The organism is Cupriavidus sp. FW305-F7 (assembly GCF_058782875.1).
Window position 1 is genome coordinate 1 of the sequence record NZ_JBYSYC010000080.1, and the last position, 20,955, is coordinate 20,955.

19 protein-coding genes and 1 pseudogene are annotated in these 20,955 nt (G+C 58.9%); 13 read left to right on the plus strand and 7 right to left on the minus strand.

What is annotated here, in order from left to right; genetic code table 11:
- Positions 1-42 precede the first annotated feature (42 nt).
- The 3 genes from AC3WL8_RS38195 to AC3WL8_RS38205 all read right to left on the minus strand — a co-directional run bounded on the left by AC3WL8_RS38195 (position 43) and on the right by AC3WL8_RS38205 (position 2,588).
- Complete coding sequence (locus AC3WL8_RS38195) at positions 43-363, minus strand: hypothetical protein (RefSeq protein WP_492380103.1); 321 nt, start codon at positions 361-363, stop codon at positions 43-45.
- A gap of 154 nt (positions 364-517) precedes the next feature.
- Complete coding sequence (locus AC3WL8_RS38200; RefSeq protein WP_492380104.1) at positions 518-1,693, minus strand: porin; 1,176 nt, start codon at positions 1,691-1,693, stop codon at positions 518-520.
- A gap of 406 nt (positions 1,694-2,099) precedes the next feature.
- The gene (locus tag AC3WL8_RS38205) at positions 2,100-2,588 is read right to left on the minus strand and encodes a hemerythrin domain-containing protein (protein WP_492380105.1); all 489 of its coding nucleotides are present in this window, start codon (positions 2,586-2,588) and stop codon (positions 2,100-2,102) included.
- A 187-nt stretch (positions 2,589-2,775) separates the two neighbouring features.
- Between AC3WL8_RS38205 and AC3WL8_RS38210 the strand changes: the two genes are divergently transcribed.
- From AC3WL8_RS38210 to AC3WL8_RS38245, 8 genes are all read left to right on the plus strand, one after another.
- Positions 2,776-3,951, plus strand: coding sequence for an alpha/beta hydrolase (locus tag AC3WL8_RS38210; RefSeq protein WP_492380106.1), 1,176 nt, complete (start codon positions 2,776-2,778; stop codon positions 3,949-3,951).
- A 23-nt stretch (positions 3,952-3,974) separates the two neighbouring features.
- On the plus strand, positions 3,975-5,480 hold the full coding sequence (locus tag AC3WL8_RS38215) for an AMP-binding protein (protein ID WP_492380107.1): 1,506 nt from the start codon (positions 3,975-3,977) through the stop codon (positions 5,478-5,480).
- A 529-nt stretch (positions 5,481-6,009) separates the two neighbouring features.
- A complete protein-coding gene (locus AC3WL8_RS38220; protein ID WP_492380108.1) occupies positions 6,010-6,201 on the plus strand; it encodes a hypothetical protein in 192 nt (63 codons plus the stop codon).
- Complete coding sequence (locus AC3WL8_RS38225; RefSeq protein ID WP_492380109.1) at positions 6,191-8,053, plus strand: recombinase family protein; 1,863 nt, start codon at positions 6,191-6,193, stop codon at positions 8,051-8,053. The genes AC3WL8_RS38220 and AC3WL8_RS38225 overlap by 11 nt, the downstream gene beginning before the upstream one ends.
- Positions 8,054-8,566: 513 nt before the next feature.
- Positions 8,567-9,892, plus strand: a complete 1,326-nt coding sequence (locus AC3WL8_RS38230) for a TnsB C-terminal domain-containing protein (RefSeq protein WP_492380110.1) — start codon at positions 8,567-8,569, stop codon at positions 9,890-9,892.
- A 6-nt stretch (positions 9,893-9,898) separates the two neighbouring features.
- On the plus strand, positions 9,899-10,768 hold the full coding sequence (locus AC3WL8_RS38235) for a TniB family NTP-binding protein (RefSeq protein WP_492380111.1): 870 nt from the start codon (positions 9,899-9,901) through the stop codon (positions 10,766-10,768).
- Complete coding sequence (locus AC3WL8_RS38240) at positions 10,743-11,297, plus strand: TniQ family protein (RefSeq protein WP_238553214.1); 555 nt, start codon at positions 10,743-10,745, stop codon at positions 11,295-11,297. Before AC3WL8_RS38235 ends, AC3WL8_RS38240 begins: the two co-directional genes overlap by 26 nt.
- Before the next feature lie 100 nt (positions 11,298-11,397).
- Positions 11,398-12,552, plus strand: a complete 1,155-nt coding sequence (locus AC3WL8_RS38245) for an IS110 family RNA-guided transposase (protein WP_013958800.1) — start codon at positions 11,398-11,400, stop codon at positions 12,550-12,552.
- 593 nt (positions 12,553-13,145) lie between these two features.
- Here the strand turns inward: AC3WL8_RS38245 and AC3WL8_RS38250 are convergent.
- Together AC3WL8_RS38250 and AC3WL8_RS38255 are read right to left on the minus strand one after the other, a co-directional pair.
- A pseudogene (locus tag AC3WL8_RS38250) lies at positions 13,146-13,355 on the minus strand (tyrosine-type recombinase/integrase); the annotation flags it as partial.
- Between the two features lie 36 nt (positions 13,356-13,391).
- Positions 13,392-14,117, minus strand: coding sequence for an IclR family transcriptional regulator (locus tag AC3WL8_RS38255; RefSeq protein WP_041229029.1), 726 nt, complete (start codon positions 14,115-14,117; stop codon positions 13,392-13,394).
- Positions 14,118-14,227: 110 nt separating this feature from the next.
- Between AC3WL8_RS38255 and AC3WL8_RS38260 the strand changes: the two genes are divergently transcribed.
- The 3 genes from AC3WL8_RS38260 (at position 14,228) to AC3WL8_RS38270 (ending at position 16,543) form a co-directional block, all read left to right on the plus strand.
- Complete coding sequence (locus AC3WL8_RS38260; protein ID WP_013959088.1) at positions 14,228-15,208, plus strand: nitrilase-related carbon-nitrogen hydrolase; 981 nt, start codon at positions 14,228-14,230, stop codon at positions 15,206-15,208.
- A 1-nt stretch (position 15,209) separates the two neighbouring features.
- A complete protein-coding gene (locus AC3WL8_RS38265) occupies positions 15,210-16,145 on the plus strand; it encodes a threonine/serine dehydratase (RefSeq protein ID WP_041229030.1) in 936 nt (311 codons plus the stop codon).
- Positions 16,146-16,285: 140 nt separating this feature from the next.
- Entirely contained in the window at positions 16,286-16,543 is a 258-nt protein-coding gene (locus AC3WL8_RS38270; protein ID WP_013959089.1) for a helix-turn-helix domain-containing protein, read from the plus strand.
- Here AC3WL8_RS38270 and AC3WL8_RS38275 read toward each other — a convergent pair.
- Both AC3WL8_RS38275 and AC3WL8_RS38280 read right to left on the minus strand, forming a co-directional pair.
- A complete protein-coding gene (locus tag AC3WL8_RS38275; RefSeq protein WP_013959090.1) occupies positions 16,518-16,787 on the minus strand; it encodes a hypothetical protein in 270 nt (89 codons plus the stop codon). The genes AC3WL8_RS38270 and AC3WL8_RS38275 overlap by 26 nt on opposite strands.
- Before the next feature lie 115 nt (positions 16,788-16,902).
- Positions 16,903-17,796, minus strand: a complete 894-nt coding sequence (locus AC3WL8_RS38280; RefSeq protein ID WP_492380112.1) for a LysR family transcriptional regulator — start codon at positions 17,794-17,796, stop codon at positions 16,903-16,905.
- Positions 17,797-17,950: 154 nt separating this feature from the next.
- Between AC3WL8_RS38280 and AC3WL8_RS38285 the strand changes: the two genes are divergently transcribed.
- Both AC3WL8_RS38285 and AC3WL8_RS38290 read left to right on the plus strand, forming a co-directional pair.
- Positions 17,951-19,567 carry an MFS transporter gene (locus tag AC3WL8_RS38285; RefSeq protein ID WP_013959092.1) on the plus strand — a complete coding sequence of 539 codons (1,617 nt, stop codon included), beginning with the start codon at positions 17,951-17,953 and terminating at the stop codon, positions 19,565-19,567.
- 32 nt (positions 19,568-19,599) lie between these two features.
- Positions 19,600-20,526 carry a carbon-nitrogen hydrolase family protein gene (locus tag AC3WL8_RS38290; protein WP_013959093.1) on the plus strand — a complete coding sequence of 309 codons (927 nt, stop codon included), beginning with the start codon at positions 19,600-19,602 and terminating at the stop codon, positions 20,524-20,526.
- The last annotated feature ends 429 nt before the right edge of the window (positions 20,527-20,955 follow it).

The following is a 20,955-nucleotide window of genomic DNA, read 5'->3' on the forward strand; positions in this document are numbered from 1 at the left end:
TTGAGATAATGCTGGCTCACCGGTCGAAATGACGATGAGCCTTTAACTGCCCTGCACACAAAAAAACTGACAGGCCCACTGCTGGGTGATGTCGTCCTTGCGCTGGTGCTTGCCAAAGCTCACCAGATCCACACCTTTCTCGTCGACAAACTTCTCGATGCTTGCCACGAAGGCTACGGTCTTGGGCGCCACCGTCGCCGTCGAGGCAAAGCGCTGACCGAGATGGCCGCGCAGGTACCACACCACGCCGCCGACGCGCTGCAACTGCGGCACGTACACGTTCAGGTACATCCGGTCGATGCATTCACTCTCGAGTACGACGTGATCGCGCAGAACTTCGCACACACTCTGTGATAACGTCATGGTTGGCTCCGGTCGTCCACGGGGTCTTCGGACCCCATTGAGCTTCGAGCTCGTACATCGCTGGGCTTGTCCCAGCCGGCTCGACCGGAGCCACCTTACCCCCTCAGCGCCACACAGTCACCCATACCACTCGTCGGTCTGAGGCGGAGCCTCGTTAGAACTTGTGACGAATACCGACGGCCGTGCCGAATTGGTTGTTGCTACCTTGAGAAAGGAAATATCCGTTGGCGAAGCCGTTTGCTGAGCTATCAAAGTTGAGCCCTGAATTCTTCGCGTAAGCCATGCTCAGATACACATCGGTACGCTTAGACAACGCGTAGTCGGTGATAAAGCTGACCTGCCACGGGTTCGCAGGATTGATAGTCGGAGCCGTGGCGCTCAGGCGCAGGGACTTCAAATTATCATAGAAGTAGCCAATGCTCAGCGACAGCACGGACGTCGCTTGGTACTTAGCGCCCGCCCAGTAATAGTCGTCTCTCAGCAGAGTATTGTCAGCGCCATCCTTATTAGCGCCCCAACGATAGCCTGCGTAGAACGAGGCTGGTCCAAGGGCATAGCTGGCTGCGATGCTTGCCTTTTTCGCAGTCCCTGGGCTTCCCGTCGTCACTGTGGGATTCCATTGGTCATAGCCCACTGCCACGCCAAATGGACCGCTTACGTACGACAAGGCTGCACCATAACCGAAGTTGTCCCGGAAGCTACCGGCTGTCTCTCCAGCGCCGCCACCAGCAAGCGGTTGGCCAGCGATAGAACCTACGCCAACCCCGAAACTCCAATGCGCGACGGCGGTGAGGCCTCCAAATACCCCCCTGTACTTAGCCGTATTGTCTTCGCGGAAGTTGGAGCCGACTTGCACGACGAACGGCTCGTACAAGGGAACCCAACCGACGGCCGAGTAGTTAGCAAATACGTCGAACATGGACGTGTATTGGCGCCCAAACGTAAGCGTGCCATATTGTTTGTGCTGCAGACCAACGTATGCCTGTCGCCCAAAGAGGCGGCCGGACTGCTGCGATTTTCCATCATCGACGCCGAAGCCGCTTTCCAGAACAAAGATTCCTTGCAGGCCGCCGCCCAAGTCCTCCACCCCGCGCAAACCCCAACGCGGACCCGACAGGCCGCCAGTTGTCTGAAGTCCGACGCGGGTGCCACCAGGTTGCTGGGTGACCCCCCCCGTCGCAGTGTTCACCGTAGGTGCGCCTTTTGCCATGTGATTGACATACTCAATCGGCATGTCGAGCACACCATATAGCGTTACGCTGGTCTGCGCATGAGCTGCGCCGTTTGCAAGTGCGCACAGGGCAGATAGGCTGATAGCTGTCTTTTTCATATAATTAGTCTCCTCCATGAACCTCTTGGTTCATTTTCTTCAAGTCCAATAACCAACTCTACGTCTATAGATTCGGCGCGAATATTCCTGTAGCAAAGGAGGCCCGCTATTTCCCCTTGAAATGCGTCTGCCAGAAGCGATGCATTTCGTCGTCTCGGCGTGCCAGCGCACACGCGCCGGGCTGGCCGTATCCCCGGCTCGGCGTCAACCTATAGGCCCAATTACACGCCTGACAAGATCCCCCTGCTCTTGTTCAAAGCCCGAGCTCGACCATGCGAGCGTAAGCAATCATCAGAGCCAAGTACGCCCCCTTTGCGGGGGACACGAACGAGCAGTGCATACACGCTGATCTCCATACCTCATTGCGCCGAGCCTCATCGCGCACCAGAACAAATGGGCGCGAACACTACGGTAAATGCGCTGAGGCAAGCCACGCCCAATCGAGCGGAGTCAAGTAGTCCGCAGCGACGGGAAGGATGTAGTTCTCCTCCACCTGCAACTGGCCCAAAGTCACTTCGAGATAGTTGGCGATGGCCGCGGCTAGGAGTGCGTCCGAGTCAACGTCCGCGGACTCGCACTGCACCAGTGCATGCATGACATCGTCCAACAACGCCTTTCCGCGCTCCTGCTCGGCCGCGAGGCGGTCGAGCACGGGCCCGAGAGGCGGGCAGCGCTCGCGCAGCAGCGGCATCAGGGACCGCCTTTCATTGGTCTGGTGCCCTCTCTCCGCCAGTTCCGCAGCTATTTCCAGCAGTTGGTGCAGGCATGCGAAGTCGGTCAGTCTGCCTTTGCGGGAAGAGACACCGGTCTGGCAATTAATGGAGTTCAGCATCCGCTTCAGCATTCGGCGCTCGGCCGCTACCTTCGAACGCATCTTTCGCGCAAATGTGGTCATGCGGCCAGTAGACCTCTGGACGCGAGACCCGACAGTCCCCCGTAGGAGGGACCTGTCCAGCCTGTCCCGCGCGAAGGGGACTGAGGAGCGCGCAAGCACCGGCTACCTTGCCTGCACATCGAGAAGAGTGAGGTGGGTCGCTCGAGGCTTGATGCTGACATTCCAACCAAACAGAGGCACCAACACCATGAACCGATTGACTGTGCAGACCGAGTGGGTGCATCTCCAGTATGAAGAAGCCGCTGGCTTTACCGAAACCTATGGCTTTGCCGGAAACCAGGGTTTTGTCAACCTCGAGGGCATCCTGATGCGCCCCAAGAACCGGCCGTCGAAAACGCTGATGATCTTCATGCACCCGACTTCGACGCTGCAGTTGCTTCCCGTGCCACGCGCGATGGCCGAGTCCGGCGCGCACGTCCTGTGCGCAGCCAGCCGCTATGCCAAGAACGACTCCGCGCTCATCATGGAGAAAGTGGTGCTCGATCTGGGCGCCTACATCCGGCATGCCAGGCAGGAATGGGGCTACGAGAAGATCGTGCTGATGGGCTGGAGCGGCGGCGGCTCGCTGGCGATGTTTTACCAGGCTGAGGCGGAAGCGCCGACCATCACGACTACGCCGGCCGGCGATCCGGTCGACCTGGGCAGGGCTGGGCTCATTCCAGCCGATGCGGTGATCTTCCAGGCAGCCCACTTGTCTCGCGCGCACCTGCTGACGGACTGCATCGACCCGTCGGTCGGTAACGAGCTGGCGCCGGATCGCCGCAACCGGGAGCTGGACCTATATGATCGCGACAATCCCAACCAGCCGCCCTACCCGGCGGACTTCGTCGCCAGCTACCGCGCCGCGCAGATTGCCCGCGTGAGACGGATCACCAGTTGGGTCAAGGACACGCTCGCGGAACTCAAGCGGCGCAACACGGGCGAAACCGAGCGCGCCTTCGTGGTGCATCGCACGTTGGCCGACCCCCGGTTCTTGGATCCGGCCCTGGACCCCAACGACCGAAAACCGCGATGGTGCTACCTGGGCAATCCCGAAACTGTGAACACCGGCCCTGTGGGCTTGGCCCGCTTCTGCACGCTGCGCTCATGGCTCTCGCAATGGTCGATCGACGATTCCCGCGCCAACGGCCTCGCCTGCGTCGCACGCATCACCGCACCAATGCTCATTATCGAAAACAGTGCTGACGACGCGGTGCCACAGCCGCACGCCGGCATGCTCTTTGATGCGGCCACCACGAGCGACAAAACCATGCGCGTCATCCAAGGCGCCACACACTATTACGCGGGACAGCCGGATCTGCTTGCCCAAGCCACGGCGACCATCCGCGACTGGCTTACCGCCCGCAATGCGCTGGAAGGCTGATCGCGCAACTTCAGGTATCGACAATGAATCTATTTACCCTGCTTGACCAGGCGGCGCATCGCTTTGCCGACCGCGGTGCCGTTTATGACGGGATCCACCAAGTCCACACTTATGCCGAACTGCGCAATCGGAGCTTGCGGCTTGCAAGCGGCCTTGGCGCATGTCACCAAGCTGGCAGCCGGATTGCGATCGCCAGTGAGAACCGCCCCGAATATCTTGAACTCCTGTTCGGCACGTGGGCCGCACAAGGCGTCGTCGTACCGTTGAACGCAAAGCTGCACCCGATGGAGATGGTGCAGATCATCGAAGACGCAGACGTTGCCATTGTTTTTGCATCGCCGGGCATTGCGCCCGGCTTGCAAAGCGCGCTGCAAGCGTACTCCCCAGCGCGCGAGGTGGTGGTAATCGGTGGCCAGCAGTACGACGCGCTATTATCCGTGGCGCCAGCAAGGCCCCCAATCAGTGCTCCGGAGGACCTAGCCTGGCTGTTCTACACGAGCGGCACGACGGGCCGCTCCAAGGGCGCAATGCTGTCTCACCGCAACCTGATAGCCATGACGGTCGGCCACTTGGCCGATGTCGAAGACATTGACGAAAACGCGAGTCAGATCCATGCGGCCCCGATGTCTCACGGTTCCGGTCTCTATATCCCGGCCTACGTGTCGCGCGGTGCGCGCCAGGTCATTCCGGCCACGCGCGCGTTCGAGGCCGCAGAGTTCCTCGACCTGTGCGACCAACACCCGGGCTGCGGAGCGTTCCTTGCACCGACGATGGTGCAGCGGCTCCGGCTCGAAGCCGAGGCCTCGGGACGACGTCCTGCAAATCTGCGGAGCATCGTGTATGGCGGAGGGCCCATGTATCTCGAGGAGCTGAAGAAATCGCTGGCCGTCTTCGGACAAGTGTTTGTGCAGATTTACGGCCAAGGCGAGACGCCAATGAGCATAACTTGGCTTCGGCGCGAGGATCATCAACTGCCGGACGATGCAGTCCTCGGCTCTGTCGGCCGGGCGCGCACTGGGGTGGAAGTCGCGATCGTCGACAGTGATGGCCAACCGCTCGGGCCGGGCGAGGTCGGCGAGATCGTCTGCCGCAGCGACGTGGTGATGTCCGGATACTGGAAGAACGCCTCCGGCAACACCGAGACGCTGCGTGGCGGCTGGCTCCACACTGGTGATATTGGGGCAATGGATGAGCGCGGCTACCTGACCCTGCGCGATCGGTCAAAGGACGTCGTCATCAGCGGCGGCTCCAACATTTATCCCCGTGAAGTCGAAGAGGTCCTACTGACGCATCCCGGGGTATCCGAGGTATGTGTGGTCGGACAGCAGGACCAGGGATGGGGCGAAGTTGTCGTAGCATTTATCGTTCCCGTGCCGGGATCATCGCCCGGCAGCGGAGAGTTGGACGCCCATTGCCTTAGCCGGATAGCCCGCTTCAAGAGACCCAAGCGCTATGTCTTTGTAGATGCGCTTCCCAAGAACAGCTATGGAAAGGTGCTAAAGCGCGAGCTACGTGCAACGCTGACCTGACGCTATCGTGAGGTTGCCCCGTTTCATCGGACAGATCCGCATTGGAATTTTATGTCGATGTGTTTTCTCCTTGTGATGGGGCAGTGTAGGCCCGGTGTAGCGCCGGATTCATGCCAATGACGGGCAGCTTTTCAAACTCCTGCGGCGACCGATAGCCCAGAGCGCTGTGCAAGCGATGCGGGTTGTACAAGCCGTCAACACAACGCCCACATTACCGACTCAAGAGAAGTTCTGTATCGCTGGCACCCTTGGTATGGTCGCAGGGTGTGGATTTTCAACACGGTCACGAAGAATGGGGAGATCGTTCTGCGCTGTGCGCTCAACTCACGCGAGTCGGCGCGCGTGCTGGAGGTGCCCCAGTGGATGTTCGACCCGATAGTTTGTAGTCACCTCACCTCTGCTGCGTCCCCCGTCGTCAACTGTGAAGCGCTCCGAGAGTTGAGACGCTTGCTGGCCGACCGGTCGCTTGCCGTGCAAGCCGGTATGGTACAAGCGCAGCACCGTCCTTTGTCCCGTGCAGGAGGTGCTGATGCGACGCGTGACGAGCCCGCTATCGGGCAATCAACTCGACCTGTTCCATCCTTGTCCAAAGACGCCCCAGTGGGCAACCCTGCCGCCGGAGGTACGACAGCAGACGATCCGCTTGCTGGCGCAACTGCTGCGGCAACACCGACGGGGGCTGCTCGCCACCGCGCACGAGCGGGAGGCAAATGATGAGTGACAAGATCAGAGCGCAGCATCTGGCGCGCAAAGCCGTGCTGTACGTCCGTCAGTCGTCGGCGTACCAGGTCAACCACAACCTGGAAAGCCAGAAGCTGCAGTATGCGATGCAGGATCGTCTGCACCGGTTAGGCTGGCATGAGGTCGAGGTTATTGATGAGGACCTCGGTCGCTCTGCGGCTGGAACACAGACGCGTACGGGATTCGAACGCATGGTGGCAGAGGTTTGCCTTGGCCGCGTCGGCGCCGTTGCCGCGCGCGAGGTGTCGCGATTCGCACGCAACAGTCGCGAGTGGCAGCAACTGGTTGAAGTCTGCAGAGTCGTTGATACTGTACTGGTCGATCAGGAAACTGTTTACGCCCCGCGACAGAGTAACGATCGCTTGCTGCTCGGGCTAAAGGGCAGCCTCAACGAATACGAGTTGGACCTGCTGCGTCAGCGGTCGCTGGAAGCACGGCGGGAGAAGGCCAAGCGAGGCGAGCTCATCGTAGCAGCGCCGGTTGGTTACCGTAAAACCGAAGACCAGCGCCTGGAGAAGGATCCAGATTTGCGTGTACAGGAGGCCATTCGATCGGTGTTCCGCCAGTTCGGTGCGATCGGTTCGGTACGCCAGACACTGCTATGGTTCCTCGAGCACGGGCTGCAGCTTCCGGCGTGCACACCGCGTGGAGAAATCCACTGGAAACGACCCAGCTACGGCACGGTCTACCAGATCCTGACCAATCCGAATTACGGCGGCGCATATGCCTACGGCAAGACGGAAAGCACGATTCACTATGAAGACGGAGAACCACGTAAGCGTGATCGCCGCAAGCCGCGAGATCAATGGCTGGCGCTGATTCCCGAAGCCCATGATGGGTACGTTACCTGGGACGAGTTCGAACGGATCCAGCGCGCGATCAGTGCCAACATGCGGATGGCCGGACATGCTGGTGCGCCCAAGAACGGGGAGGCCTTGTTGGCAGGGCTGCTGCGGTGTCGTCGCTGCGCGAGCAAGCTCACGCTACACTACACGGGCCAGCAGCATGACGCCTTGCGTTACTCCTGTCATCGCGCCTGGCTCGACAAAGGACAGCCTCGCTGCATCGCATTCGGTGGCACACGCATCGACGCGGCCATTGCACAGGCCGTCCTTCAGGTCGTTCAACCTGCAGCAATCGAGGCAGCTATCGTGGCCCGCGAAGAAGAGACCCGGAAACAAGATGAGGTGCTGGCTGCGCTGCAGCGAGATTTGCAGGCGGCCCGCTATGCCGCGCAGCGGGCGCAGAAGCAATATGACGCTGCCGACCCCGAGAATCGACTGGTCGCCGATGAGTTGGAGCGACGTTGGAATGATGCCCTGTTGAGGGTCAAGGAACTGCAATCACGCATCGAGCAACAGGTAGGCGCATCCGGCCAAATCCCCCCAGCCAACTCAGAGGAGTTTGCCGACCTTGCTACGGCGCTGGAGTCCATATGGCCAGAGGCCGATGCCCGCCTGAGGAAGCGCATTGTACGAACGTTGATCCACGAAGTGGTCGTCGATGTGGACAATGCAGCGAGCGAGATCGTGCTTGTGATTCACTGGAAAGGCGGCGTTCATACCGAGGTTCGGGTGCCACGACGGCGTCGCGGACAGAACGCCTCTCATACTTCCCGCGAAGCAATTGATGCCGTACGCTCACTTGCCCGGATATGTCCCGATTTGCTCATCGCCAGCATACTCAATCGCAATGACTTGCGAACCGGACGCGGCAATTACTGGACGCAGGAACGCGTCACCGCACTGCGTAGTCACCATCGGATTACCGTCTATTCAAACGAGCAGCGGACCGCCGAAGGATGGATGCATCTGACTGTTGCAGATCGTTAATTCCGCGATCCGCGCCCACACATCTGCGAGCAATCACACTGGGTTAACGCATTGATTTTCATTGGAAAACTGTCGGTGGAAGAACGATTGGTGCCGTTGCGCAGAGGCAACGGCCTTTCGGCGTTGGACGACAAATTCCGCGACTGTGGCTCTGCGGACTGGTAATTCGACTACTGTGGGTTGAATGTTAGTTTCTGCGTATCTCCATGACTCAACCTACGGAGCGCGAATTTGCGATTGCGCGAGTTCTGCGTCCCCTTGGAAGGGGACCGCTCTCGCGCAAGCAAGCAGATTACGCTGGCAAATTGCTCAGGATGCATCGGTCCACCGTCTATCGTCTTCGGCAACGATTTCTTGCTGATCCAGTCGCGAGCGCGCTGAGCCCCTATGACCGCGGTCCGAGATCCGGAAAGGGGCGACTGCCGGCGCAAGTCGAAAACATCGTGAACGATGTACTATCCACTTGGCTGCCGCAGCAGCGCTATCTGGCGCACCCGCTGTTTGAGCTGACCATTGAAATCCGCAAACGCTGTGCCGCGGCTGGCGTTACCGCACCAGCCAGGTCAACCGTTTCACGGCGTTGGGGCCGCTTATCGGAAGGAAGAGGCGCTTCTGCAGGCGGCGTTACCGGCGGCAGCAATTCCGCCTGGCAGTCTCGTCGCGCGTTACCCGATGGACATCGTTCAGGTCGATCACACGCTCGCCGATGTGATCGTGGTGGATGAGCTATATCGGCGCCCAATCGGTAGGCCATGGCTTAGCCTTGCTGTTGACGTTGCCACACGATGTGTCGTGGGAGTGTATGTGGGAATGGACCGCCCGAATGCGGCCACGGTTGCTCTTCTATTGACGCGCGTCGTTCTACCCAAATTGAGCTGGCTTGCCAGTCTCGAGGTCAGTGCCGATTGGCCGATGCACGGTATCCCGAAAGTGCTTCACCTCGACAACGCGGCCGAGTTCAAAAGCAGGGCGCTGCGCTCCGGGTGTAGCCAGTACGGGGTGGAATTGATGTATCGTCCCGCCGGACGCCCATACTTTGGCGGACATATCGAACGATTGAATCGGACCCTCATGGAGCGCGTCCACAGCTTGCCGGGATCGACTGGCTCGTCCCCGAAGGGGCGCAAAGCCAGGCCGCCTGAACGAGAGGCATCCCTGACGATCCGAGAATTTGAGAAATGGCTGGTCCTGGAGATCGCGCAGCGCTATCACCATAATGCGCACCGGGGGTTGCGTGGAGCCACTCCCTACTCCATGTGGGCCACACTTGGCGGCGAGACGCCTCCGAAGTTGCTTCCCGATACGGCGTCCGAAGCTTTGCGGTTCCTGATCCAGTTCCTGCCGATGACACATAGAACGGTCCAGGCGGATGGCCTCACGCTATTCTACATTCGGTACTGGCATCCAATCTTTACTGCGTGGCGGGCAACCAAGCAGAAGGTCATTACACGGTTTCACCCCGAAGATCTCTCCAAAATTTTTGTCAGCGTTGATGGCAAACGGTACCTCGAGGCGACCTTTGCCGACTTGCGCCGCGATCGCGTTTCGTTATGGGAGCAACGCAGCGCATTACGGCATCTGCGCGCCCAAGGACAGGAATACGTCAGCGAGGCCATGCTGTTCATGGCCATTGATGAACAGCGCCGCATCGTTGCGCGCGCAAGAACACAGTCGTTGGGTGCAAGCCGTCGACGCAATGCCTTGAAGGATCCGGTGCCAAGGAACGCTCGGCAAGAGAACTCTCAAGTTCGGCAAGGCGAAAGCGCATCGGTGAGACCCACTGAGGCGTCCGTCGACTACAGCAAGCCAGCCATAGCGTACGATGTAGAGCAATGGTGATCCGTAATGGGCGCGCTACTCACACATCTGCTGCCTACTGCCAGACCGCTGGCACAATGCGATGACAATGTCCGGATTCGAGGACTAGCCCGTAACCGATGGATCGACTACCCGCGTGCCACGCAGGCGCTGGAGATTCTTGAACGACTCATCCAGACACCTGAGCGCGAGCGTATGCCATGCCTGTTACTGCACGGAGACTCCAATATCGGAAAGACGCAGATCATCTCCAAGTTTCAGCGTCATCATCCGCCCGAGTATGACGAGCAGAAGGGCGTTGAGATGTGCAAGATTGTCGCCATGCAGATGCCGCCGACACCTGATCAGCAGCGATTCTATGCGTCACTGCTTTTCGAGCTGGGGGCGCCTTTCAATGCTACAGCCCGGCTTTCCGCGCTCGAGAAGCTGACCCGAGAGCTTCTTCGGAAGGTAGCGCCGCGGATGCTGATTGTTGATGAGGTCCATCACTTGCTGGCAGGAAGCTACCGGGAACAGCGGGCATCCTTGAATCTGCTGAAGTTTCTGGCGAATGATTTGAGAATCTCCATCGTCCTCGTTGGCACCCAAGACGCCGTGATTGCGTTGCAAACGGATCCGCAGATGGTGAGCCGGTTCACACGCTTCGAAATTCCCAGGTGGAACGAATCAGAGGCCTTCCGATGCCTCCTTGCTGCCTTTGAACGAATTCTGCCCCTTCGACGGCCGTCGAACCTAGCGCGGCAAGAGATGGTTCGGGCGATCCTGGCGGCGAGCGGCGGGCTAACCGGGGAGGTATCGCGGGTGCTCAATGTCGCGACTGAACTCGCCATTCGCGACGGCAGAGAGGTGATCGAACTTGGCCACATCGAGAATGCAGCGAGAGGTCTCCTGTGCTGAGCGTGTGAGACCTTGGCCGGTGGCGCCACGTCCGTTTGACGACGAGGCCTTTGGCGGCTGGCTGGGGCGCTTGGCAGCAACGTATCGAATCAGCGTCCCCCAGTTATGGGCGAGTGGGCACCTTGGGGCATTCCCATACTTGCCCCGCTGTGGATGGCTGCTGTTTCCGCCGGTTGATGAACTGGTGCTTGCCCGTCTCGCAGCTTTGACACACGTTAACATCGACAGACTAGTGGCGATCCAAACGCCAGCAGCATGGGTGTCCGAACGCAGCGGCCTCCCGTTCTGCTTCGAGTGCCTCGCTCTGAATCCCTTCGATGTCTTTGCGCCTCGCTGGAAACGTGAGTGGCTGAATCCGGTGGCAATGGCCTGTGAAATTCACGTTCACCGCTTCCAGGTCATCTCATCGTTCAGATTACATCAGCTCAAAAATCTCAGTGCAGTGATCCGTTGGGTAGGGAAGCGGTACGCGCGGGATCGCGAACCGGTAGGAAGCCCCCCCTTTGGCACGCCACGGTCGCAGTATTAATGCTCACCATTCGCAGAATTAGATCCTATGTAGGGGAAGAATCGCCAAGACGGCTAGCAGTAGGATTGATGGGGCACGAGCTCGCTCAATGGAGGGCATCATGAACGCCGATCACGCTACCGAACTACATGCTGAAGACGCCATCCTGGCGGTATCTCTCGAACTGTCGGCCGCACAATGGAAGGTTGCACTTCACGACGGATTCAGGGAGCAACCCGCGGTTCACTCGGTCGGTGCTCTACAAGCCGCTTCTCGACTGCAGGCCGTGCTTGATCTGATCGAGCAGCAAAAGCGCAAGTGGTCGCTGCCTTCGCATGTGCGTGTGGTCGTGAGCTACGAAGCTGGACAGGACGGATTCTGGATCCTTCGGTCGCTGCGCTCGCGCGGCATCGACTGTTATATGGTCGATGCCGCGAGCATCCCGGTGGAGCGCCACAAGCGGCGTGCGAAGACGGACCGCCTCGATGCAATCAAGCTCGTCACCAATCTACGTGCATGGCTACATGGCGAGCGAGACCGTATGCGGGTGGTGCGTGCGCCCTCTCTGCAGGATGAAGCGTCGCGTCATCTGATTCGCGATCGCGGACAACTGCAGAAGGAAGTCATGCAGCACCGCGACCGCATGCGCAAACTGCTTGTTACCGTTGGCTGTTGGGACGAGGTTGACCACCGTGCATTCGCCAAGCGGCTCGCTCGCGGCGAACTGACCTGCCACGACGGCTCGCCGTTGCCAGACGAACTGCGCGAACGGTTGCTGCGTGAATCGCATCGCCTGGAACTCGCCGAGCAGCAACTCAAGGATCTCCAGCGTACTCTTCATGACCGCCTACCCGAGCCGGTACGTGAGCGAATCACCTGGCTCAAGCGCTTGAGGGGAGTGGGTGACATTGGTGCATCGCGTCTTATGCTCGAACTGTTCTGGCGGCAGTTCCGCAACCGCCGACAGCTCGGCGCGTGCGTAGGACTCGTGCCCCAGCCCTACGACAGCGGCCAGAGCCGGGTCGATCAGGGTATTAGCAAGCAAGGCAATCGACGGGTACGGGTTCAGCTTATCGAGATGGCTTGGGGCTGGCTCCGATACCAGCCTGGCAGTGCGCTTACACGATGGTTCAACGAGCGCACCCAAGGTACCGGGCCCAACCGTCGTGCCCGCCGCATTGCCATCGTCGCGCTCGCCAGGCGCCTCGTGATTGCACTATGGCGTTACCTAACGGAAGGCATCATTCCCGACGGGGCCCAGTTCAAACTGGCATGACATCAGTTGCGATGTCGCAAAACAATCGAGGGTGAGATGAGTTGTGCCCGCCCAGATCGCTGGCCTGCTGAGCGCGGCCGATAATTAGATGGGGCACATCTCCCGGATTGCACTATCCGGCGCCACGCGCATAAAGGATGAGGCCGGTAGTACCGGCGGATAGAAGTTGGTGAGACGTCGATGTCTCACGTGCGCACCAGCCGTCTCCCCTTACGTTAGTCGAGCCCACGCAGCCCGACCTCGAGGACTCTTTATGATCTGAATCTTTGTAGAAGGCTTGCCGCCACTTGACAAACTATTCCCCATAGAAGCGATCTGCAACAGCTCGCATGAATGTTGAGCCTGGCTCGCACGAACCTTGTTCTTCAACAGCCGCAATAACCTCGCGCCATGGCGAGAAAACGCAACTAACCGCCGACACTAGAAAATCTACAAGCTATGTGGCCGGTAAGCGAGGAGGCGGCGTCCGGTGACGTCTCGCCGCGGTCAGGCGAGCAAGAACACTTGGGCAAAATTTCACTTTCGTGAAAGTATAAATAGGATTTCCTGCTGCTTGCTGTCATCGGAGGAGTCGCGGGCGGCCGCCCTATGCCCTTGTGAGTCCAGCCAATGCGGTGCTTGTCCTCTGTCGCCTCGTGCCGCGCATCGTCTTCGGTATGCAGGTAGATGCTGGTGGTGGCGATCGACGCGTGGCCAAGGTTGTCGCGCACGTGGCGCAGGTCCACCTGCTGGTCGCTCATGTGCGAGCCCACCGTATGCCGCAGTCAGTGTGCCGACGCTATGGCCAGCACGTCGGACTGCGCGGCTCCAGAGCCAACAGGGAAGCGTGGCTCCCAACCTCACTCGGCAGCGCAGGCCAGAAGCAATGATGCATACGCTTCAACGTCATGCATTCGACTACTTGGTCCAGCCACCGAAATAGCCCCTACAACATGATCGCCCTCAAATACAGGGGCTGCGATGCAAACCAATCCTTCAATGAGTTCCTCGTCATCAACCGCATATCCGCGGGCGCGTGTCCGTTCAAGCTCCGCCAGAAGCGAATTTTTATCGACGATCGTCCGCGCGGTATAGCGGTGCAGGCCTGCATCGCAGATTCTGTCTACCGCCGGGGATAGCGTCGGCCACGCAAGAAGCGCCTTCCCTACAGCGGTCGCATGCATCGGCCCTTGCCATCCCACGTAAGAGAACATGCGAATAGGGTGGGACGAATCGACCTTGGCCAAATACACAACCTGGTCGCCTTCGGCGACCGCAAAGTGCACCGTTTCGTTTGTTTCGGCAGCCAGCCGGGACAGCCGCGGTTTGATGCGGTCTACCAGCGCACTGATGTCATCAGGCGTAGCGATCAGTCCTGGCAAACGATAGCTCAATCTGTACTTTGTCCCATCTTGCACCGTCCAGTTGAAGGACTGAAGGGTTCTCAGCAGTCGATAGACAGTGGGACGCGGCAAGTCGAGCGACCTCGCTAACTCACTCACCGACATGGCTGTCGACGCCCGCGCGAGTAGTTCGACAAGGCGAATCGCATGACTCACGCTGCTAATTGTTGCCGCTTCCGACATCGGATTTACCCTCGTTATGCCAATTGAGCGCTTGCAACCGGATTGGTTGCGCCTATACTGTTGTCTAACAGTGATTCTACATTGTCCGATATTGATACACAAGGCCAGATATGAAATCCAACAGTAACTTTTCGCCCTTTACTGCGGCGGTGGTGCAGGGGACTCCCGTTCCTTTCGACGTATCCGGAACCCTCGCAAGAGTCGACGAACTCGTAGCGTCTTCCGTCACGCGCGGCGCGCAGCTTGTGGTGTTCCCGGAAGCATTTCTCGGCGGATATCCCAAAGGCCATCTATTCGGCTCTTACGTTGGCGGGCGGACTGCCGAGGGGCGCGATGCCTGGCGCAAGTATTGGGAGGCAGCGATTGACGTCCCCGGGCCAGCTGTCACTGTACTTTCCGAGATCGCAAGGAAGCATTCGGTTTATCTGGTCATCGGTGTCATCGAACGAGAAGGTGGCACCCTGTATTGCTGTGTCCTGTTTTTTGATCCGTTCGGTAAGTTCATGGGCAAGCACCGCAAGCTGATGCCGACCGGCGCGGAACGGATGATATGGGGATTTGGTGATGGTTCAACCATGCCAGTCTTCCAGACCCCCATTGGAAACATTGGTGCGGTCATTTGTTGGGAGAACTACATGCCTCTTATGCGTGCAGCCATGTATGCGAAGGGCATCCAAATCTATTGTGCGCCGACAGCGGATCCCAGACCTAGCTGGATCGCCTCTATGCAACATATCGCTGTCGAAGGAAGGTGCTACGTCCTTGCGTGCAATCAATTTTTGAAACGCCGCCACTTTGCGGATACTTACCCGTGCCAACTCGGAGACGATCCCGAATTGATCTTGCAGGCGGGCGGAAGCTGCATCATCAACCCGTTCGGGGAGATAATCGCTGGACCGATCTTCGACGAAGAGGCGATCCTCACTGCCGAAGTCAATCTAGATGATGTCTTGCGCGGGAAATTCGATCTGGATGTGACCGGTCACTATGCGCGTCCAGATATTTTTCAACTCTCTGTCGACGAACGAGCACGCCAATCGGTCACGATTTCTGCGACTTCGGCGGTTCCCCTTGCACAGGAGAATTCATAACATGATCACGCGTGACGATATCCAACGTGCGGCTTCTCGAATCTCACCCTACGTGAGAGTCACACCGATCCTTCAGGTCGAGCCGCAAGACGGCAGTGTTCCTGGAAACACTTTCCTGAAGCTCGAGTCGTTGCAAGTGACCGGCTCCTTCAAGCCACGGGGGGCTTTCAACAGGCTGTTAGGTGAACCGTTACCAGCAGCAGGAGTTATCGCCGCGTCCGGTGGCAATCACGGTATCGCTGTCGCGTATGCAGCCCGCAAGCTCGGCACAAAAGCGGAAATATACGTACCCAGTCTAACGACACCGCTCAAGCGCGCCATGTTGGATAGCATGGGTGCCACGACGGTAGTGGCCGGCTCCACGTATGTGGAGGCACTGGCAGCGAGTGAGGCACGAGCAGCCGAAACTGGTGCGATGCAAGTACCTGCGTTCGAACATCTCCTAACCATCGCAGGTCAAGGCACGATTGGATTGGAACTCGAACAGCAAATCGAGAAGATTGATACCGTAATGGTTGCTGTTGGTGGCGGAGGCTTCGCCGCAGGGATCGCGTCATACCTGGATCCTCGGATTAAGATCGTTTCGGTCGAGCCGAGATCGTGCCCCACGTTGGAGAGGGCATTGAGCGCTGGGCATCCGGTCGATGTAGAGACCGGTGGGCTGGCTGCTGACTCTCTGGGATGCCGGCGTGTTGGTGACATAGCGTTCCCTATCTTGCAAGAACGGGTCAGCGAATCGGTATTGGTATCAGACGAGCAAATTCGCGATGCTCAGGCTTTCCTGTGGGCTGAGTACAGAATCGTCGCGGAACCCGGAGGCGCAGTCGCTTTTGCGGCGGTAACGTCTGGAGCCTATAAACGAAAACCTGGGGAGAGCATCGTCATCATCATCTGTGGTGGGAATGCCGATCCATGCGCTATCGGAAGCGGAAAGTGAGATCCAGGCCGGTCATGGCGGGTCGACCGGGGGTGACTGTCGGGAGTTATCCGATGGCTGTCACCCCTTCCTGACAATTGTCGCTGAATGATGGTCGGCGCAGACGGGTCTGTTTTAACCGCTGCTGTCCGAGGGGCGATATGCGTTCTGAACGAGGCGTCTGCAGAAGACCAGCACCGGAGCGTCTCAATGTCTCCGATGCACACTTCGCCGCCCGCCCGCGCGGATTCGCCACACATGAATCTCCACCTACACTTGGCGCGTCTGTCGATCGTGCGGCCTTCGCGCGTGTCGTGGAAGCGGGCAACTTTTCAGTGGCCGCGCGCCAACTCGGGCGTACGCCGTCCACGGTCAGCCGTCAGATCAAGCGCCTCAAGAAAACACTGGGCGTGCGTTGATTGGAACGCCTTTGAAGTTTGCCAGCATTGACGAGACATGGTGAACGCGGCCATGGGTGCTGTAGTTGCGACCGGCCAACTGGACGCCGAGTCGCGGGGCCGCGTCAGTGTTGCTGCGCTCACGGCTTACGCAGCGTCCATGATTCATCCTATAGTTCCTGGCTTCCTGCGCGAGTTCCCCGAAGAAGACGTGCAACTCGTGTTCACCAACGACGAAGTCGATCCAGCGCGCGACGGCCTCCATCTAGTGACTCGCCCCATGCGCACACCGCCTGGTTCGACTCTGAGCAGGCCTTGGAATACCCAATCTGGCTCAGGTCGTCGCGACCTGTCGGCGAAGGCTCTTGTGCTTCGGCCGATCATGCTGGCGCGGAACGTGCGAGCAAGTCGATGACCGCCTGCGCTGCGCGTGTTTGCACCCTACCTTTACGGGTACATAGCACCGTTGCTGTCCTTGCAGCCGAGGCTCCTTCCAACTCGATCATTACCAAATCACCGCTAGCTGCATCAGCCGAAACCGCATAGTCGGGGAGTACGGTGGCTACGGCGCCACCCCGCACAGCACGCTTGATGCTCTCAATGTGATCCAGATCGATGGCTGCCTGCAGTGGCAGATGCTGGCGCATCGCTACGTGGTTGAGCCAGCGCCGTGTCTCAAAGCGCGAATCGAGCAGTGCCAGTGGCAGCAAAAGCAGCGTTCTCAAGGTAATTCTCCTGTGCTTCGCCAATTCATGGATTGGTGCCACGGCCACCACGTAGCGTGTGACAAAGCGGCGCACGATCTGCAAGTCTGGCTCGTGCTCGTCCGGTGCCAGAGCAACACCGAAATCAACCGCACCGCCCTGGACCAGCCGGAGCACGTGCTCGGACCCGGTGACTTGCGCTTGAAACGTGATGCCTGGATGTTCGGCGCGAAATTGCGAGATTGCAGGCAGCAGCCAGGCCGCCATTACACCTTCGATCGAAGCGAAGCTCACACAGCCGCGTACCAGTCCATGCAGTTCATCAATGCGCGCACGCGCAAGTTCCATGTCGCGCAGGCTGCTGCGCATCTGCTCGGCCACGATGCGGCCTTCTTCCGTAAGCACCATGCCCGTCTGGTTACGCTCAAACAGAGGCGCTTGAAACGCATGTTCAAGAAGCTGTATTTGCCTGCTGATGGCGGACGGGCTGATGTGCGCCTGCTCGGCGCCCCGCCGGATCGAGCCGGTTTCAGCGACCGCAAGGAAGTAGCGGTAGGTAGCGATTTGCATGGCGTGCCGTCCAAATGGTGTGCAGGTTATTAGAACACGGTGTTCTACTTGTTTACATAGACAGAACATGTGAGCGGCATAAAAATTGGCGTCCACAAGGCAATGTAGTAATGCAGCAAACCAAGATTCCAACGACTCGACATAAGGAGACATTTTGAAAACTAGCTCCCATTTCGTCTCTGCCTCCGCGGCTCCGCAGGCCACGCATGCTGACCGGTCCAAAACTCGTCTAGTGGTGATCGCGGCAGCACTGGGCACTGTTTTCGAGTGGTTCGACTTCTACCTCTACGGTGCGCTGGCAGTGTTTTTTAGCGCGCTGTTTTTCCCGCCTGGCAATGAAACCGCAGCGTTTCTGGCCAGTCTCGCGGCCTTTGGCGCAGGTTTTGCCGTGCGCCCGCTGGGTGCGCTGCTGTTTGGCTCCCTTGGCGACCGCATCGGGCGAAAGAAGTCATTCCTGATCACGATGATCATCATGGGTATTGCGACGGTCGTGGTTGGCTTATTGCCAACCTACGCTCAGGTAGGCATCTGGGCTCCGATCCTATTGGTCACCATGCGTCTAGCGCAGGGGCTGGCGGTGGGCGGCGAATATGGTGGCGCAGCCACTTACGTTGCCGAGCACGCGCCTCACGGCCAACGAGGCAGGGCAACGAGTTGGTTGCAAACCACAGCCACGTTCGGCTTCTTGCTGTCGCTGCTGGTGATCCTCGGCTGCCGCATGGCTGTGGGCGAGGAAGCATTCAAGCAGTGGGGTTGGCGCATCCCGTTCCTGACGTCGGTGGTCTTGCTTGCAGTGTCGGTGTGGATTCGCATGACGCTTGAGGAGTCGCCGGTATTCGAGAAGATGAAATCGGAAGGGCTGGTTTCCAAGCAGCCGATCCGCGAAGCTTTCGGCAATTGGGCAAACCTTAAACGTGTGCTGATCACTTTGTTTGGCATCACCACTGGCATGACGGTCGTCTGGTACACGGCACAGTTCTATGCACTGTTTTTCATGCAAAGCGCATTGCAGGTGGACTACAAAACCAGCTACATGATTTTCGCTGTGGGCCTGGTGCTGGGGACGCCGCTGATTGTGCTGTTTGGCGCGCTGTCAGACAAGATAGGCCGCAAGCCGATCATGATCGCGGGGATGGTGCTGGGCGCGTTGACGCTGATGCCTTCGTTCCACGCTTTGGCCAAGTTCACAAATCCCGCTCTTACGCAATTTTCCGCCGCTACTCCGATCACCATCCGTGGTGGCTCCGATTGCACGTTCTCACTGTTTGCCAAACCTGCCACGGACTGCGACAAAGCGCGCAACTTTTTCAGTCGCAACGGCCTGAGCTATGCCTTCGAAAAGACGGAAGTCGGCACTGCGGTCGTAACCACCATCGGCCAGACCATGCTGAAAGGCTTCGACGAGGTCCAATTTAAGGCGACGCTGACGAACGCTGGTTTTGACCCCAAGGTCAATTCCGAATCGGTCAACTTCGCCGGAGCGGTAGCAATTGTGGCGTGGCTGCTCGCGCTGGTGGGAATGGTCTATGGGCCGATGGCCGCGTTCATGGTGGAGATGTTCCCGGCGTCGATCCGTTCGACTTCGTTGTCCCTGCCGTACCACGTAGGCGTCGGCATCCTCGGCGGCTTTCTACCGTTTGCCGCTTCGGCACTCGTTATCTATACGGGAAATATGTTTGCTGGATTGTGGTATCCCGTCGCAATTGCGGCCGCCACGGCACTGATCGGCATCTTCATCGTGCCTGAGACCAAAGACTACGACGTGCATTGAGCGCTCGCAGTGATCACTCAAGGAGAATTTTCATGAAGTCCAAAGTCAAAGTCGCCGTCGTTCAGGATAGCAGCGTACCTTTCGATGCTGCAGCCACCGCAGAAAAAACCTGCCTATTGATCGGCCAAGCAGCCGCGCGTGGCGCTGAACTGGTGCTCTTCCCTGAAGCCTTTCTCGGAACGTATCCCAAGGGGCTGACGTTTGATGCGCCGATTGGCCGCCGTTTGCCGGCCGGGCGTGACGCATACTTGCGCTACGTCGATGGCGCGGTGGAACTCGACGGCCCCGAACTGAAAACTGTACAGGCGGCTGCCCGAGAAAACGGGATCTTCGTCGTTCTCGGCATCATCGAGCGTCTGGGTGCGACGCTGTATTGCACGGTCGTGTTCATCGATCCGCAGCGTGGTCTGATCGGCAAGCGGCGCAAGCTCATGCCCACCGGTGCCGAGCGACTTGTATGGGGTTTTGGCGACGGATCGACCCTTGATGTGATGACCACTCCTCTTGGCCGAGTAGGCGCTGTGATCTGCTGGGAGAACTACATGCCCGCCATGCGGATGAGCCAGTATGCGCAGGGCGTGGAAATCTACTGCGCTCCCACGGCCGATGACCGCGCTACTTGGCTGCCGACGATGCAGCACATCGCGATGGAAGGCCGCTGCTACGTGCTCAGTGCGGGGCAAGTCATCACGCGCGGTGCATTCGGAGCGAATTGGCGGGGCATCATTGGCGACAAGCCAGAAGACGTCGTCATGCGTGGCGCCAGTGTCATCGTCGGTCCGCTGGGCGAGGTTCTGGCTGGACCGGTCTACGACGAGTGCGCGATTCTGGTGGCCGAACTTGACCGCGATATGCTGACGAAGAGCAAACTCGACTTCGATCCTGTTGGACATTATGCGCGACCAGACGTCTTCTCATTGCAAGTCGATCGGCAGCCGAAGGAGGCAGTGGTCTTCTGATCCTTGCAGCGAGGACGCTACCGTTAGCAAATGGTTAACCTCTGGTCCACGCCGGTGGCCGCCCTGAAGATCTGGCCAAGGAATTCGAACACACGGCTAAAACCATTGACAACCGGGGTGCCCAGGCCGAGTGCGACGTAGGCATACTCGTAAAGGCCTAACCAGCCCCGAGCGCCAGGAACTCACACAGCTACGGACAGGGGGATACCGACAACGCGGGTTGGTTCGCCCGGGAAACTGAATCGCTGCTCGACAAGGGTACGAATTCATGAAGACGAACCCGGCTCGTTATCCGCGTGCGACGTGAAGTCTTGTAGATCGTTGTTTTGCCGTCGAAGTCTGACGCGCGGAAAGAGGTGGCGCCGTTTGTTCGGACAGGGAATCCGGATTTTTAAGTGGAAGCGCTGGGGCAGTCAGGCTGCCGATTTG